11 protein-coding genes are annotated in these 15,364 nt (G+C 45.9%); 1 reads left to right on the plus strand and 10 read right to left on the minus strand.

Annotated elements, in window-relative coordinates; all coding sequences use genetic code 11:
* Positions 1–184: 184 nt before the first annotated feature.
* Positions 185–535, minus strand: coding sequence for a hypothetical protein (locus tag AB4Z45_RS29460; RefSeq protein WP_441912881.1), 351 nt, complete (start codon positions 533–535; stop codon positions 185–187).
* A gap of 182 nt (positions 536–717) precedes the next feature.
* Positions 718–1,692 (minus strand): aldo/keto reductase, encoded by a 975-nt coding sequence (locus AB4Z45_RS29465; RefSeq protein ID WP_441912882.1) that lies wholly within the window; start codon positions 1,690–1,692, stop codon positions 718–720.
* Positions 1,693–1,949: 257 nt separating this feature from the next.
* Between AB4Z45_RS29465 and AB4Z45_RS29470 the strand changes: the two genes are divergently transcribed.
* Entirely contained in the window at positions 1,950–5,285 is a 3,336-nt protein-coding gene (locus AB4Z45_RS29470; protein WP_441912883.1) for a DEAD/DEAH box helicase, read from the plus strand.
* A 143-nt stretch (positions 5,286–5,428) separates the two neighbouring features.
* Here AB4Z45_RS29470 and AB4Z45_RS29475 read toward each other — a convergent pair whose 3' ends face one another.
* The 8 genes from AB4Z45_RS29475 to AB4Z45_RS29510 form a co-directional block, all read right to left on the minus strand.
* Entirely contained in the window at positions 5,429–5,710 is a 282-nt protein-coding gene (locus tag AB4Z45_RS29475; RefSeq protein WP_441912884.1) for a hypothetical protein, read from the minus strand.
* Positions 5,707–6,687, minus strand: coding sequence for an extracellular solute-binding protein (locus tag AB4Z45_RS29480; protein WP_441912885.1), 981 nt, complete (start codon positions 6,685–6,687; stop codon positions 5,707–5,709). The genes AB4Z45_RS29475 and AB4Z45_RS29480 overlap by 4 nt, the downstream gene beginning before the upstream one ends.
* 18 nt (positions 6,688–6,705) lie before the next feature.
* Positions 6,706–8,253 carry a response regulator transcription factor gene (locus AB4Z45_RS29485; RefSeq protein ID WP_441912886.1) on the minus strand — a complete coding sequence of 516 codons (1,548 nt, stop codon included), beginning with the start codon at positions 8,251–8,253 and terminating at the stop codon, positions 6,706–6,708.
* Positions 8,254–8,308: 55 nt separating this feature from the next.
* Complete coding sequence (locus AB4Z45_RS29490; RefSeq protein WP_441912887.1) at positions 8,309–10,072, minus strand: cache domain-containing sensor histidine kinase; 1,764 nt, start codon at positions 10,070–10,072, stop codon at positions 8,309–8,311.
* 217 nt (positions 10,073–10,289) lie between these two features.
* Positions 10,290–12,083 (minus strand): glycoside hydrolase family 66 protein, encoded by a 1,794-nt coding sequence (locus AB4Z45_RS29495; protein WP_441912888.1) that lies wholly within the window; start codon positions 12,081–12,083, stop codon positions 10,290–10,292.
* Positions 12,084–12,105: 22 nt separating this feature from the next.
* Complete coding sequence (locus AB4Z45_RS29500) at positions 12,106–12,939, minus strand: carbohydrate ABC transporter permease (protein ID WP_441912889.1); 834 nt, start codon at positions 12,937–12,939, stop codon at positions 12,106–12,108.
* A 12-nt stretch (positions 12,940–12,951) separates the two neighbouring features.
* Positions 12,952–13,911 (minus strand): carbohydrate ABC transporter permease, encoded by a 960-nt coding sequence (locus AB4Z45_RS29505; RefSeq protein ID WP_441912890.1) that lies wholly within the window; start codon positions 13,909–13,911, stop codon positions 12,952–12,954.
* A 79-nt stretch (positions 13,912–13,990) separates the two neighbouring features.
* Complete coding sequence (locus AB4Z45_RS29510) at positions 13,991–15,313, minus strand: extracellular solute-binding protein (RefSeq protein ID WP_441912891.1); 1,323 nt, start codon at positions 15,311–15,313, stop codon at positions 13,991–13,993.
* Between the last annotated feature and the right edge of the window lie 51 nt (positions 15,314–15,364).

A 15,364-nucleotide genomic window follows, 5' to 3' on the forward strand; every position in this document is an offset into this window, starting at 1 on the left:
GCCATAAAGCCARGCTCGCCACTTTTGATCTCTTCGATAATGGTACGTTTCTCTGATGCGGAATATTTAATTTTAGAAATGAAAATGCTCCCCTCATAGCAACAGGTTTTTTATTATTTCACCTGTCTACTATTTGGGGAGCATATCATAGTGACAGCCTCTTATCTGTATACCGCTTACCGTTTTATCGCTCGTATCCGGGATAGTCGTAATCAGAGTCTTGCAGCTTGTTTAAAATATTCATTTGGCGAATATGATCTCTAGTTTCTGCCGTGCCTAACACATATACGGTTTCGTAAACCTTGATGATATCCTCATTAAACTTGTCGGTTGCTTTGTCATTATCAGCTGATTTATAAGGAATCGGTGCGCGAAATTGTGTTTTCTCATCATCCCGCTGAATTTGGTCGAGCAGCTGCTGAAGCTCACTGATCTCCGCCTGCGTTGCGGTTACCGTTAACTGATCATTGATGGAAGGTTCAGGCTCGACCCGCTTTCCAGAAATCGATACATAATAGGTTTGCTTCTCCGTCATGCCTCTCACTCTCCTCCTATTTGATAATAACTTATAAAACAAATCGGCTAGAGATGAAACAAGGCCGCATCTACAATTTGCCCACGAATGCAACAATAACAAGGCTTCTATACAAAAAAGCACCCACAAGCTATGCACCTTTTTCAAAGTGTTTTGCGTGTGGGTACCCGTTGTGTCTATCTCTACGGCAAGCGATACCATGCAAAAGGTTCACCCGTACGGAATGGGCGGCTAATCTTCTGCAATTCCTCTTCTGTATCTGCGGTCAGCTGCAAGGATACACTCTTCAAGTTTTCTTTGAGCTGCTCCACCTTTGTCGCTCCCACAATGACTGTAGATACGACAGGCTGATGCATAAGCCACGCAAGTGATAATACGCTTGGCGTACAGTCCAGTTGTCCCGCAAGCTCCGCTACATTTTCGCCTAATGCAATGGTTTTAGTATCAATAAAGCGCTGGAAATTCGGGTCGGTCTGAGCGCGAGAGCCCTCTGGCGCTTGCTGCGCTGCGCTGTATTTTCCTGACAAAATGCCGCCAGCCAGTGGGAAATACGGAATGATGCCCACGCCTTGGTCTAGACACATCGGAACCAGCTCGTTTTCCGGCGTTCGATCCGCTAAAGAGTAGCTTACTTGTGTCGATACGAAGCGGTTTATCCCAAGTCGATCACTGATTCCGAGCGCCTTCATCAGCTCCCACGCAAAGTAATTGGAAGCTCCAATGTAGCGCACCTTGCCAGAGCTTACCATATCCTCTAGTGCTCGAAGTGTTTCCTCAAGCGGTGTTTCAGGATCAAACGTATGAATTTGATATAGATCGATATAGTCGGTTTTTAGACGTTTTAAGCTCTGTTCCAGTTCCGTCTGCAAATGAAATCTGGACGAGCCGCGCTCATTTACGCCTGCTCCCCGGACTAGCCCTGCTTTTGTAGCTAAAACAACATGTTGACGCTGTCCCTCAAGCACCTGCCCAATAATTTTTTCGGATTCGGTGGCTGCATAGATGTTGGCTGTATCGATAAAGTTGATTCCATTGTCTATCGCGCTATGAATGATTTGTTTTGAAGCCTCATAATCTGCGCGTTTGCCAAAAGCGTTGGTACCTAAACCGAGCGCGGATACTTTGAGGCCGCTATTTCCAAGTCGTCGGTAATGCATGGTTGTCCAGCTCCTTTTCCCATAATCAAGCTTAGCTTCTCTTCCTACATTATACCGTTGATTGCATTCGATTTCAGTAAGAGCTGCCTAGACCACATTAAAAATAGAGCTAGCATTAACCTTGTTTCATGCTAGGTTTGTATTTCAGAAACGCAATGCCCACATTTTGAATTGTGACCTGCTGTACATATTCTGATATGATAAGAATTAACTTACACATCGGAACAAGCGTTCCGCTAGCGGAAAGGAACCATACCATGAGCGTACGATTGTCCGAGCGAGTTATTAAGCTGCTATGCGGCGATATCTTCTACGAACGCGGCGAAGCCTACTATAAAGATGGAAAAGTTACGCTTGCGGACCAAGGTCCTGAGGCAAGCAGCTTTAAAGCTATCGTAATGGGCAACCATCGCTATGAGGTTACGATTGATATTGACCTGGATGGAGACGTCGAAGCGGAGTGCTCCTGTCTCGCTTTCAGCACCTACGATAAGTATTGCCAGCATGTAGCTGCGGCGCTGCTGCAAATTCATCATTTTCAAAATGAGTATGATACTCCTGCCCGTATCTACCCCTCACTCCTTCATCCAGAGGATAGGCCTTACTACGATGATGACGAAGCAGATACAACCCATCTCCGTAATCGATATGCGGCGCATGCGGGGTTAGAAGCAGCCGATACTCGGCTGGCTAACGGCATGTTAGGCTTGTTCAGCCACCGTCCGATTCGCACAAGCGGAAGCCGGTCGCTTTTGGACATGCGCACCACTCTGGAAGTAGAGATTTCTGTTAAGCTTTTCCCCTACGGCTTCCGAAAGCATATGTTCGGCATTGAGCTTAAGGTTGGCCCAAAACGGTTATATATCGTACAGCAAATACGAGAATTTCTGGAAAAGGTCGATCGGCGGGAGCCTTACGTCTTCTCGAAACATTTCACCTATGATCCAGCCGTTCACAGCTTTCAGCAGGAGAATGATGCGGTGCTTGCGAGGCTTATTCAAATCTACCGAAATGAGAAGATATTCAGGGAGTCGCTGTCCCGCTCATTTCTAAGAGAGGCTCCGGCCGGCGGAGACCGTATGCTGCTTGTGCCTCCCTCCTCATGGGATAAGACGCTTCCTCTGCTAACTGCTGCACCGACCGTACAGCTGCTCTATAACAATCAAACGTTTCATGGCATTGAACGGAGTGACGAAGCGCTCCCGCTCCATTTTGCGTTTGATCAAGCGACAAGCGACGGCTATCAATTGGATATTCAGGGACTTGATCAGATCATCATTATGGAAGATTATGAGCTGGTCATTACAAACGGCAAGCTGATTGAGCTGAAACCGGAATCTTGCACACGGCTTATGGAGATGAAGCAGCTGCTCGACACTTCGCGCAAGCCAAAGATTCATATTGCCCCTGCGCAAATGGAGCCGTTTATGGAAAGGGTCATCCCGGGACTAATGAAGCTGGGCAGTGTCGGAATTGCGGAATCAATATCTGACCGCGTGCTGCAAACGCAGCTTAAAGCGAAGCTTTACTTGGACCGGGTAAGAGATCGGCTGGTCGCAGGGCTTGAGTTCCAATATGGCGACATTATTATTAATCCTTTAGAAGGAAGCGAGAAATCACGCGGTACTGATCGCATTCTCATGCGGGACGGAGAACAAGAGCGGCTCATTCTCGAGCTGATGGAGCTGGTTCCCTTTGCCAAAACAGAGGGCGGCTATTTCATGGAGGACGAAGATTCGGAATTCGAATTTCTGCACCATATCATCCCGCGGCTTGAGAAGCTGCTGACGGTGTACGCTACCTCTGCTGTTAAAGTGCGAATTGTGACTAAGCATGCAGCGCCAAAAGTAACGATTAATGTAGATGAGCGTACAGACTGGCTGGAATTCAAGTTCGATATGGACGGCATTCCTGAATCGGAAATTCGGAACCTGCTGAAGTCGCTTGAAGTGCAGCGCAAATACCACCGCTTGCCAAACGGCTCATTATTGCCGCTTGATGGCGCCGAGTTTCAAGAAATCATCCATTTCTTAAATGAGGTCGGCCTGCGCCAGAGCGATATTCAAGGAACCGAATTTCGGATACCTACAGCCCGCGGCCTGCATCTCATTGGTTCACATGAGAACGGAAATGCAGTAAGATTTGGCAAATCGTTCCGCCGGCTGCTGGAAAACATGCGTAACCCCGACAATTTGGATTTCCCTGTACCGGACAATCTCGCGAACGTGCTGCGGGATTATCAACAGTATGGCTATCAATGGATGAAGACGCTTGCCCATTATCATTTCGGCGGCATTCTTGCCGATGATATGGGACTCGGAAAAACAGTGCAGGCCATCGCATTTGTCGTTTCCGTACTTCCTGAGATTCGGAGGCGAAAGCAGCCAGCGTTAATCGTCGCTCCCGCCTCGCTCGCCTACAACTGGCTGAATGAGCTGAAGAAATTCGCTCCAGAGGTTCGCGCCGTTATTGCCGATGGCACCAAGTCAGAGCGCAGCGGCGTGCTGACAGGCGATTCTTCGGCGGATGTGATCATAACTTCATATCCCTTGCTGCGCAAAGATATTAAAGATTATATGAAGCAAAGCTTCCACACGTTGATTTTGGACGAGGCGCAATATTTCAAAAACCATACGACTCAAACCGCGCAAGCCGTTAAGGCTATTGATGCCGGGTATCGCTTCGCATTGACCGGCACGCCCGTGGAAAATACGCTGGAGGAGCTATGGTCTATTTTCGGAGCCGTTTTCCCTGCGTTATTTCCTAGCAAGCAAGCTTTCAATGAGCTATCGCGAGAAGCTGTCGCCAAGCGGGTTCGTCCGTTCTTGCTGCGCAGGCTGAAAAGTGATGTACTGAAGGAGCTGCCTGACAAAATCGAGTCGATTCAAGCATCGGAGCTGCTGCCTGAGCAGAAACAGCTGTATGTCGGCTTCCTAGCCAAGCTGCAGCAGGAGACAGTGAAGCATTTGAACGATGAAAGTTTCCAGCAAAATCGAATTCGAATTTTGGCTGGAATAACAAGGCTTCGCCAGCTCTGCTGCCATCCTGCCTTATTCGTAGAAGATTACCGAGGAAGCTCCGCCAAATTTGAGCAGCTCCTCGAAATTATCGAGGAATGCCAGGGTGCTGGCAAGCGGCTGCTCATCTTCTCACAATTTACAGAGATGCTCGGCCTAATCGCACGGGAGCTGGGTTACCGAGGCATTACTCATTTTTATTTGGACGGGCAAACTAAAGCCTCCGAGCGCGTCGAGCTTTGTAATCGATTCAACGACGGTGAGCGCGACCTCTTCCTGCTCTCGTTAAAAGCAGGGGGCACTGGACTAAACCTAACGGGTGCCGACACTGTTATTCTCTACGACCTTTGGTGGAACCCCGCCGTCGAGCAGCAAGCAGCCGATCGTGCACATCGCATTGGACAGAAAAACGTCGTACAGGTCATCCGGCTCGTAACGCAAGGCACGGTCGAGGACAAAATGTATGAGCTTCAGCAAAAGAAAATGAACCTGATTGACGAGGTTATCCAGCCTGGTCAGGAGGCTCTATCCTCTCTATCGGAAAAGGATATTCGTGAAATTCTGATGATTGAGTGATGTGAATTCAATTCATATTAAAGGTGCATGGCTCAGCTCCGTTAAGGAGCAGGCTGCCGCTTCGAAATAAAAAAAGTAGGAATCACAAATAGATTCCTACTTTTTTTGCATACAACATGTCTCGTCTAGAGGATCAATCTATTTTACTGCTTTAACAAACGATCAATCTCAGCGGCTGCTTCCGTTAATCCCTGTTTAACCGAAAGTTCCTCTTGAAAAATTTTGGTCATATATTTTATATAAGTAGCGTCAATTCGACTATACCTTTTCACTGGCGGACGAAGAAATGTATGATCAAGCGCCTCCGTGTACGGATGAATAAAGGATTCACCCTGCGCCTTTATCTCTTTGGCCTTCAAGTTAATCGGAATTATGCCTGTTTGCGACATTGCAATTTGTGATTGCGTATTGACCATCCATTTCATAAATGTCCAGGCCTGCAATGGATTTTCGAGCCCTTCATAATGACTAAATCTTCTCCTCCCAATATGGAGGCAGGACCAAAAACCGGCGGAAACGGAACTGCTATTGTTGTGTTGATCGCCCTCTCCAGCTCTTCGCCTTGAAAAACGCTGTAAAACCAAGGTCCATCATCTGTGACCAATATTTTCCCTGACTTTACCCCCTCCCAATTATCTCCGCCGCCGTTAATAACCGTACGATCAATCAACTGCTCCTTATATAGCAATAAAAGCTGCTCAACCGCCTTGATTGTCGCTTCTCCATTCAAATAGCCGGATGCCTTCGAATATGAATCATCTGTCATACGTCCGCCCAGCGCATAAATATAAGGCAAGCTCTTCCACGACTCAAGCCCCCCTATACCAATCATGAATCGATGTTTTTTAGCAAGATCAATCACTTCCTGGAAAGTTCCAGGCGGCTTCGACAATCCAGCCTGTTCCAGCAATGCCCGATTAAATATAGCAATTTTCGTGTTCATATTAACGGGGAGAGAATAATAGGAACCCTTATAATAACCTGCTGAGCCTGTATTGCTCTGCAGCGATTGCGTTATTTTGCCAAAATCATCGTATTCGCTCAGGGGGAGCAACAATCCGCTTTGGGAAAACTCAGGCACCCATACAAAATCCATACGCACTACATCAGGCGCTCTATTGGAAGATGCCTTGGAGATGAGCGTATATTTCATTTCCATATTGTTGCTTTGCCGAACAGGAACGACGTGAATAGCGGGGTACGCCTCCTCAAACGCAGGAATAAGTATATCCTCCAAAATTCGAGTCTCTTGATCACTGTACGTATGCCAGAACTCGATTTCCGTATTCTCAGTATTTGTTAACTTCTCGACCTTGCTGTCATTTGTAAGAATAGACTGCTGGCTGCAGCCTGAGCTGATTGCAAGTAAACACACTATTATTATCAGCCTATTTATAAGCATGGCAATCTCCTCCATCAACTATTGTTGATGCTTATCTCGATACTCTACAGGTGTCATCTGAGTCATCTTTTTAAACAGCTTGCTAAAATATTTCACATCGTTAAAACCGGATTTTTCAGCTACCTCATAAATCTTGTACTCGTTTTTAACCAGCATCCGTTTTGCTTCATGCAGCCTCAAATCGATTAAATAATCGATGAAATTTTGACCTGCCTGTTTTTTGAACAAATTCGAAAAATAGCTTTTGCTTACATGTATGTTATCCGCTACTTGTTGCAGTGTTAAATCTTCTCGGTAATGGAGCTTAATGTAGGCGATGGCTTTAGTGATTAACTGTCCGCTATGGCCTTTATCAGCCAACCTCAGCTGATTGGGATGCTCCATTTCCTCAAACAATTGACGGATAGTCGATTCGAGCTGAACAACCGTCTCACAGCGCCAAATGTGTTCTCGGAAATCTGATAGCGTTTTTGAGCCTCCGTTCACAAAAGCATAGGCGGAGAGCAGCTCATATGCTTCTTTTCTTACGTGCTCTGGTGTTTGAGCACCCTTCGTCCAGCTTGAAACGAAGCGATCGATGACTGTTTTTGTATGGTCCTCGGTGCGAAATTGCTCAACCATAACCTGCATGTTCATTCCCTCATAATTAGACCCCGCTTCGCTCTCATCCGGTATTTGTTTATAGGCAAAAAGTTTGCCCGTACCTTCAAAAAATCTTCGTTCCCCTGCAGCTCGGCTTTTTCTGAGTCCTGTTTCCACCCGCTCTGTTTCCTGCTCCACACAGTAACCAATAGAAATTGAGGTCGATAGTTCAGCAGCAACCCGGTTCTTGAAGCTTTCAAGCTCACCTTCTGCATTCCCCACAAGAGGTAAGATCATAAAGAGACCTTCTCCCGTCAAAATCGGCGCACTGCCATACTGGAATTGCTCATAAAATAAAGCCTGCATATCCTCATACATGATGCTAATATGCAAATCCCCATATCGTTCCCGCCACTCGTTTAGACCATCCGATACAATAAAAGCACAAACGTAGCGGTCATTTGGCTGATCAAAAAGATCAACTAATTTAAATTCAGACTCGCTGGTTGCGAGCAAGCGTATGATTTCCTGCTCAGAGCGTCTTCTTGCAAGGAAAACCAATTGCTCATCGAACTGTTGATTTTGCACGACTTGTCTGCGGTTTTGCTGCAGCATTTCTTTACATCGCACGAGTACAGCAATGAGTTCCTCCGCTTCCAGTGACGGCTTAAGCAAGTAATCGACAGCACCCTGCTTCATCCCCTCACGCACATATTCGAATTCATTGTAGCTGCTAATTAGGATAACCTTGGTTAGCGGATTAACCTCCAGCGCCTTTCGCGTTAGCTCCAGGCCATCCATAACTGGCATCTTAATATCCGTTATCAAAATATCAATAGGCTGAGATCGAAGCCGTTCAAATGCTTCAAGGCCATTTGCACAATCTCCTACTAAGGTCAGCCCTTGCTCATCCCAACTTATGAAGTTTTTAAGCCCGTTTCGAATAATCGGCTCGTCGTCCACAATCAAAACATAATCGTTCACGTCATTTCCTCCTCGAAGTTGTAGGCAGCAATATCTGAACTCGGAAGCTTTAGCTTTATAAACGGATGACGATATGAATATGAGTACCGAGTCCAATATCACTCGTAACAGATATGCCCGAGCCTGCGCCATAATAAAGCCTTAAGGAATCATAAACATGCTTCATTCCTATGCCTGCTTTCGTCATACCTTCCTTTGCATTCAATTGTTTCAGCTTCTCTTCTGATATTCCTGAGCCATCATCATGGATCACAATCCGCAGCTCTCCCTGCTGCTCTGTCACCTTAATCGTAATATCTCCTCCGCGATTAAGCGGCACGAAGCCGTGGAAGATCGCATTCTCAACGAGCGGCTGAAGCAGCATCCTTGGAATTTTCACTTGATCCGCCCCAGGCTGTACCTCTATAGCCAAAGCATATTTTTGCTCATACCGCATTTCTAAAATAACGATATATTTCTGAATGATCTCCAGCTCTTCCGCAAGTGTAATCATTTGCCCGTTCTTGCCCATATTCGCTTGAAGCAGTCTAGTTAGAGCCGCTAGCCCTTGATCGGCTCGCTCCATCTCTCCTGCTCGAATCAGCCATCTGAGCGTACTAAGCGTATTGTAGAGAAAATGCGGATGAATCCGGTAAGTGACCGCACGCACCTCGGCCTCAAGCTTCTCGTTTTGCTCCTGCTCCACTCGTAGCATCAGCTGTTCAATTTCATCCAGCATTTTATTAAAATGCCTACTCATGAGCCCAATCTCGTCTGTAGACGTTAACACTGTTCGAACAGATAGATCTCCCTGCTGAACTCTCCTCATCTCTAACGTTAATTGCTTGATAGGTTTCGTAACCTTCTTCGCGATGAGAAGACCAACGAGCACCGCAAGCAAAGCGAAGCATGCTGAGGTTATTAAAATACGTGTATGCAGCTTATCCAGCGCCCCCGTTATTTCAAGCGTAGGAACTGTGCCAACCAGCAGCCAACCATTGCTTAGCAGCTGTTTTACGCCATAATAATGGACGCCCTTATTGGCGTACTCGAATTCAACTGCATCATTATGTACAATCAACTCATGCAGTTTGGCATCCTCCACAATCTGACCAATTCGTGAAAGATCCGCATCGATCATAATTTCACCTTTGGGGTTAACGACCATATAACGTCCGGTTTCCCCCAGCTTCACTTGCTTAATCGTATTAATAATGGCCTCGCCATTTAAATTAACGACCAGCAGGCCGATTTGCTGAAGCGATTCAAAGTCTTTTAACGCACGGCTGATCGGGAGAACAAGATCAGTATTTTCCCCGCCGCCGCTAAAAGGATCCTTCCGCATCGGCTGCCATACGAACCCGCCATCCTGCTTTTTCGACTCCGCTACCCACTCTTGATGATTCAAGTCAACCTTTCGCAGTTTGGGTGTAGAAAATGTGCCGCTCCCCCAACCGATGCCCCCACTTTTAATGATATAAACAATTCTTACAAATGAGCTTGAATAAACGACGTTATTAAGCAGCGTATTTAATGATTGCGTCATCTCGATCTGCTCGCTAAGCGGACTCAAGGTATATTGCATCGCTGATTTTTGCACCTTCAAATCACTGTATATTAAATCGGATGTGTCGCTTCCCGCGTTGAAAATAGAAGACAAGGCATCTGCGGTTTGCTTGGTAACCTGGACGGTAGATGCTCTAACATTTCGTTTTACAAGCGCGGAAGATTCCAAATAGAAAGAGAAACCCGATAAAGTGGTCGGAATCAAAATAATGAGTAAAAACGCTAAAATCATTTTTGAAGCAAATCGGTTCGTTATTTTCTCGAAGCGCGCCATAAGCTGCCCACCTTGTTAAAGAAGATACTCCTAGTTTACCTAATTCAACACGATTAAAATAGAAGGTTTTATAGTAGAGGAGCGCAGCTATGCTGGCTTCGCTCCATTCATTCCCATGCATTACTTTTATATCGGCAAGCGCTTTCATACCAGTGAACAAAACAAAGCGCACGAAAACTATCTTTCGTATCGCTTGTTTATGCCTGCTATTGCAACCTCACTTGTAATTAATGGTTAGTAGATCCCAGTATTTCAGGACTGGAAGCTTAAGTGTAACCTTGCCTTCTTGCTGCTTGAAGCTCAGCTTAATAGGTGATCCTTGATAATAGTCTGGTGAGGCGAATAGGATACTTGCAACTTCACGCTCTGTCTCAATGGAAATGTCTATTTCTTTACGCTCAATAGGCACAGCTTGCTCGCCCTTGCTGTCATTCCACACCATGGTTTTAGCATCAGTGAAGTTAATGAAGTGAACGATGTCGCTTCCGCTTTTCTGCTTCCCAAAGGACCATATTTTGCCTTGCTCTGGAGCAGCGGAAACACTTGTGTCCCCTGTACTTGATACGATTAGTTCAGATTCCTCTACTCCATCTCGCAAAATGTTCTGATAAGCGACAAGGAAATCGTAATAGCGAATAAGCTGCTCTTCCAGCTCAGCTGGAATGGAGAGATTTCGATTAGGGAAATACTCTTTGGCCAGCATATTTTCCCCAAGCTCCAGATGGGATCCGCCGGATGCGAAGATGACTGCATCTGTAAGCAGAACGCCTGGCGTATTAAATTCCCCGCTCGCGTTTGCCAAATCATAGTTCATATAAGCAGCAAGCACCGTGTTTAGCTTATTTTTGCTAAACTGGTTGTTTTGATCGATAATCCCCTTCAGGTTGCCATACTTCGGATGCCCGTCCCATACTTCGGTATATAGGAATGAGAGAGGTGCTTGAGGAGCCATAAAGGCTTGCCCATACTGTCCGACAGCGTTCATTACATAGTCGACATCCAGCTTCTCCTTAGCTGCTTTTAGGAATGATACATAGCCAAGCGCCAGCTTTACACTTTCTCCTTTGGCATTCCAAAGCGCTCCACGATCGCCTAACTGATCAACATGCCAGCCATCGAATTTCAATTGGTTAAATACTTCAATTTCTTTATCGATCAGATAGTTTTGCCACTCCACGTTGTTTGGGTCATAGAGCATAATGTCGCTGGCCCAGCTGTCTGGCAATGGATGCTTATCCTGATTCGCTTGCGAAGGATCTTTGTACAGCGCCCACGCTTTTTTAACGCCGTCCTCATCTGCCCCCTCATATGCCCCGAACAATAAATTGTAGTTCATCGCCTTCATATTTTTGCTGTGCGCAAGGTCAATATAGCCTTTAATTGTATCCAAGGCGACAGGCCTGTTTGCAATATCCGGCCATTCCGACGCCGGTTGATTGCCTTCCAGCTTCATAGGCTGATGATGTTTATACTGCCAATCATAAAACTGAACGCCGTTAATATGGAACCGATTCAGACGTTCGATTACTGTTGCCATCTCTTCCCCATTCATGCTGTGGAAGTCCGCCAAATAACCATAACGAGGAAATTTGCTCCAGTCTGTGGACACGTCAACTGCGATGTTCTGATGATCCTTCACTTCTTCCTTCGTTACAAAGAAAACCTCAGCCATATAACCTCGGCCATCTTCCTTTGGAGGCGTCCAATCCCATTCCAATGAATTGCCGTCCACCTTGACTTCTTGCTCAGCGGTCTTCTCCCCTAGATGACGATACTGGACAATCACCTTCGCTTTTGACTCCGTTTTAGCCAAATCCAACGTAAAATGAACGTTGTCGCCGGGACGATAAACCGATTTGTCGGTCGACAAGCGACTTATTATACCTTGGCTATTCACAAGCTCCGCCTTTATTTCCTTCTGCTCGCTGCAGCCGGAAGCAAGGATCATAAAAGAGGTAATGACAACAATGACTGATGAACTTATTCTATTTCGATTTCTTTTCCGTTTCATTTGATAGCTCCTGTTTTTAGATTTAACCCTTCACTCCGCCTTCGTTAAATCCACCCTGTACGAATCTTTTTTGGAAAATAATATAAAGGATTATCGTAGGAATGAGCGCTATAATGGAAGCAGCAAATACCCATGAATAGTTTGTCGCATATTTATCGTTGAACATCAGCAGTGCAATTGGCAGCGTCCGAAGCGCTTCATCCTTAATAATGACTAGAGCCGTGAAATACTCCTCCCATGTGCCTTGAAAGGAAAGAACTGCAAGCGTCGCAATCGCCGGCATCGACTGAGGCAGGTAAATATTCCAGAAAATGCGCCAGCTGCCACCGCCATCGATCAACACGGACTCCTCGTACTCCTTCGGAATGCTTTGAAAGAATCCGCGCAAGAAGAACGTGCTGCCAACAACACCGCCGCCGATATAAATTAACCATAGCCCCCAGTAAGTGTTAACCAAACCAAATGATTTGATAATTAGAAACTGTGGAATAATGTTGATCACTCCGGGAATCATCATGGTCAGAAGAAACATTCGGAATAGAAACTCTTTGCCCGGAAACGTAAATCTCGCAAACCCGTAGGCGGTTAAACAGCCGAGAAACAAACTTCCTGTCATAGACACGATGGTAACGAGCGAGCTGTTCAGGAAATACCTTGCAAAATTATTTTTGCTCCATACTAGCTGATAGTTATATAGGTTTGGGATGACAGAGAATACTTCCTTAGGCCGCGGCAGCGAGTATGCCCCTTTTATGAAGCTCGTCATAATCATATATACGAAGGGAAATAGAAAAGCCAAAGCTCCAAGCACGATAATGCTGTAAACTAGAAGCTGAATATGCCATTTACTTTTCATTTCTTCTCCCTCCTACAAAAACCGCTGATTGCCGAATTTTTTCATCTGAGAATAGGTGAGTAAAAACACTGCAATCCCCATCATGACGGCTACCGCAGATGCATAACCAAAGTTAAAGTTCTTAAATGCTTGCATGTACATAAGGCTTGGCAGCGTCTGTGTCTGATCCATCGGACCGCCGCGCGTAATAAAGTACACTTGTGGAAAGAAGTTGAATGCGCCATTAATTAGGTTAATAAGAACGAATGCGGTGACAGGACCTAACATCGGGACCGTAATGCTCCAGAACTGCTTCATTCCGTTAGCGCCGTCAATTTGCGCCGCTTCATAATATTCCTTCGAAATGCCCTGCAAGGCCGCCAAATAAATAACTACGCCCCAACCAACCGTTTTCCAAATATGAAACAACCAGATGACAATCATAGCCGTCCAATAATTTGATAAAAAATTAATTGGTTCATGGAATATGCCAAGCTGCTTATAAAAGATATAGTTGATCAAGCCATATTCACCGCCAGCGAACAAGAAGCGGAACAAGAACGCGACCACGATCCAAGACGTGATGATGGGCAAATAATAAATCGTACGGAACACAATCTTATGCCTAACGAAGTGGATATTAATTAAGACCGCAAACACGATGGCAAGAAACCAGTTAATGGGTACCGTTACCGCGACGTTCAGAAACGTATTTCGGATTGCCATTAACACTTTATTGTTCGGATCCGTAAATGCGGATACGTAGTTTGCAAAGCCAATGAATGGATTTTCTGCATTAGGCATAATGCTGTATTCCTGGAAGCTTATAATTATGTTTTTGATCATCGGATAAATAACAAATACGGCTGTTCCTAAAACACCAAGAAAGATATAAGGCATAACCTTTATCCACTGCTGAATGCCCTTTTTTAACTTTACGCCTGCCGGAATTCGCTGCTCTTGTTTCGGCTGCCCCATCACTGGTATAGACATATTGATGCTCCTTCCCTATCCTTCATCTCACTAGAGCCTTCATCTACCTTTGCAGTAGATGAAGGCTCTAGCATTTCACTTATTTCTTCAAAATAGCTTCAATGTTTTTCGCTGCCTCATCGAGCGCTTCTTTTGGTTTAAGCTCTCCACGGACCGCTTTCTCAAAAGCAAGATTAACGATTCCTTCCATTTCGCCGTATTGTGGAATCGGTGTGCGCGGCAGTGCAGTTTCAAGCTGCTTCACGTATTCTGTAACGAATGGCTGCTCAAGAAATGCCGGATCGTTTGCTGCCGTTTTGTTTGTAGGGATAAGACCAAGCTTGCTCATGATCTTTTGCGGCTCGTCGCCAAGCATCCATTTTGCAAATGTCCACGCCTCTTGCGGATGCTTTGAGTTTGCAAAGATAACAAGATCCTCGCCGCCTACAACAGATCGGCTGCCGCCTGCACCAGCAGGAATCAAGCCGCGAACCGTTTGCTCCAGCGGTTTGAATTTCGATTCTGCTTCGTTCATCAGAATGCTGTAAAACCAAGGGCCGTCATCAATCATCATATAATCATTGTTTTTCATACCGTCCCATGCGCCTGGCTCGCCGCCAAGAATCGTAGGCGTTACGAGCCCGTCTTTATTCCACTGTACAATCGTTTCGAGCGCTTTTACGCTCTCCGGGCTATTCAAGTAGCCTTCAACCTTTGTATAGTCCTCGTTCGTCAATGAACCGCCAAGGCTCCAGAAGTAAGGCGATGCTGCCCATACGTTCGCTCCGCCGATGGCAATACCGCCCGGTTTGCCTTTTGCGACCGCAAGCTTGGCTGCTGCAACGAACTCATCCATTGTCGCAGGAGCTTCTTTTACGCCGATTTCATCCAAAACCGCTTTATTGTAGATAGCAATTTTTGTATTTGTGTTTACTGGAACGCCATAGTAGCCGCCGTTATAGGCATTCGTTTCCATAGGCGCTTCGAACGTATTTGCTTTTAATGCATCAAAACCCTCGTTCTTGCTTATATCTTGCAGCGCTCCCATCTTGGCAAATTCAGGAACCCAAATAATATCCATTCGCATGAGGTCAGGTGCTGCATCGCCCGCTACTCCGGCAATAACCTGCTCTTTCAAGCCCTCGTATGGCATTCTTGTCAGCTTGAGCTCGATACCCGGGTTTTCTTTCTCAAAGAGCGGCTTAATATTTTCCGTGAGCACCTTCTCTTCTTGATCGCTATAGGTATGCCAGTATTCAATAGTAACTTTTTTGCCACCCGCTGCCGGAGCGTTACCGCTTTCATTTTTCGGAGCATTTCCTCCGCTATTGGCAGGTGCGTTATTTCCGTTTCCACACGCCGTAATCGTAAAAGCCATTACCGCCGCTAGTACCCCGTACGAAATTGTTTTGTACCATTTCATAGGATTGACCCTCCTCATATTTATGCTTCTCCTTCATTATGCTTAGATCAT

This window comes from Paenibacillus sp. MCAF9 (assembly GCF_052114265.1).
In the GTDB taxonomy this organism is placed as follows: domain Bacteria; phylum Bacillota; class Bacilli; order Paenibacillales; family Paenibacillaceae; genus Pristimantibacillus.

What these genes read in the sequence shown, in the direction of transcription:
- AB4Z45_RS29480 (WP_441912885.1), bottom strand. Translation starts at nt 6,687, where the DNA reads ATGCTTATAAATAGGCTGATAATAATAGTGTGTTTACTTGCAATCAGC.
- AB4Z45_RS29500 (WP_441912889.1), bottom strand. Translation starts at nt 12,939, where the DNA reads ATGAAAAGTAAATGGCATATTCAGCTTCTAGTTTACAGCATTATCGTG.
- AB4Z45_RS29495 (WP_441912888.1), bottom strand. Translation starts at nt 12,083, where the DNA reads ATGAAACGGAAAAGAAATCGAAATAGAATAAGTTCATCAGTCATTGTT.
- AB4Z45_RS29510 (WP_441912891.1), bottom strand. Translation starts at nt 15,313, where the DNA reads ATGAAATGGTACAAAACAATTTCGTACGGGGTACTAGCGGCGGTAATG.
- AB4Z45_RS29490 (WP_441912887.1), bottom strand. Translation starts at nt 10,072, where the DNA reads ATGGCGCGCTTCGAGAAAATAACGAACCGATTTGCTTCAAAAATGATT.
- AB4Z45_RS29460 (WP_441912881.1), bottom strand. Translation starts at nt 535, where the DNA reads ATGACGGAGAAGCAAACCTATTATGTATCGATTTCTGGAAAGCGGGTC.
- AB4Z45_RS29465 (WP_441912882.1), bottom strand. Translation starts at nt 1,692, where the DNA reads ATGCATTACCGACGACTTGGAAATAGCGGCCTCAAAGTATCCGCGCTC.
- AB4Z45_RS29475 (WP_441912884.1), bottom strand. Translation starts at nt 5,710, where the DNA reads ATGAAATGGATGGTCAATACGCAATCACAAATTGCAATGTCGCAAACA.
- AB4Z45_RS29470 (WP_441912883.1), top strand. Translation starts at nt 1,950, where the DNA reads ATGAGCGTACGATTGTCCGAGCGAGTTATTAAGCTGCTATGCGGCGAT.
- AB4Z45_RS29505 (WP_441912890.1), bottom strand. Translation starts at nt 13,911, where the DNA reads ATGTCTATACCAGTGATGGGGCAGCCGAAACAAGAGCAGCGAATTCCG.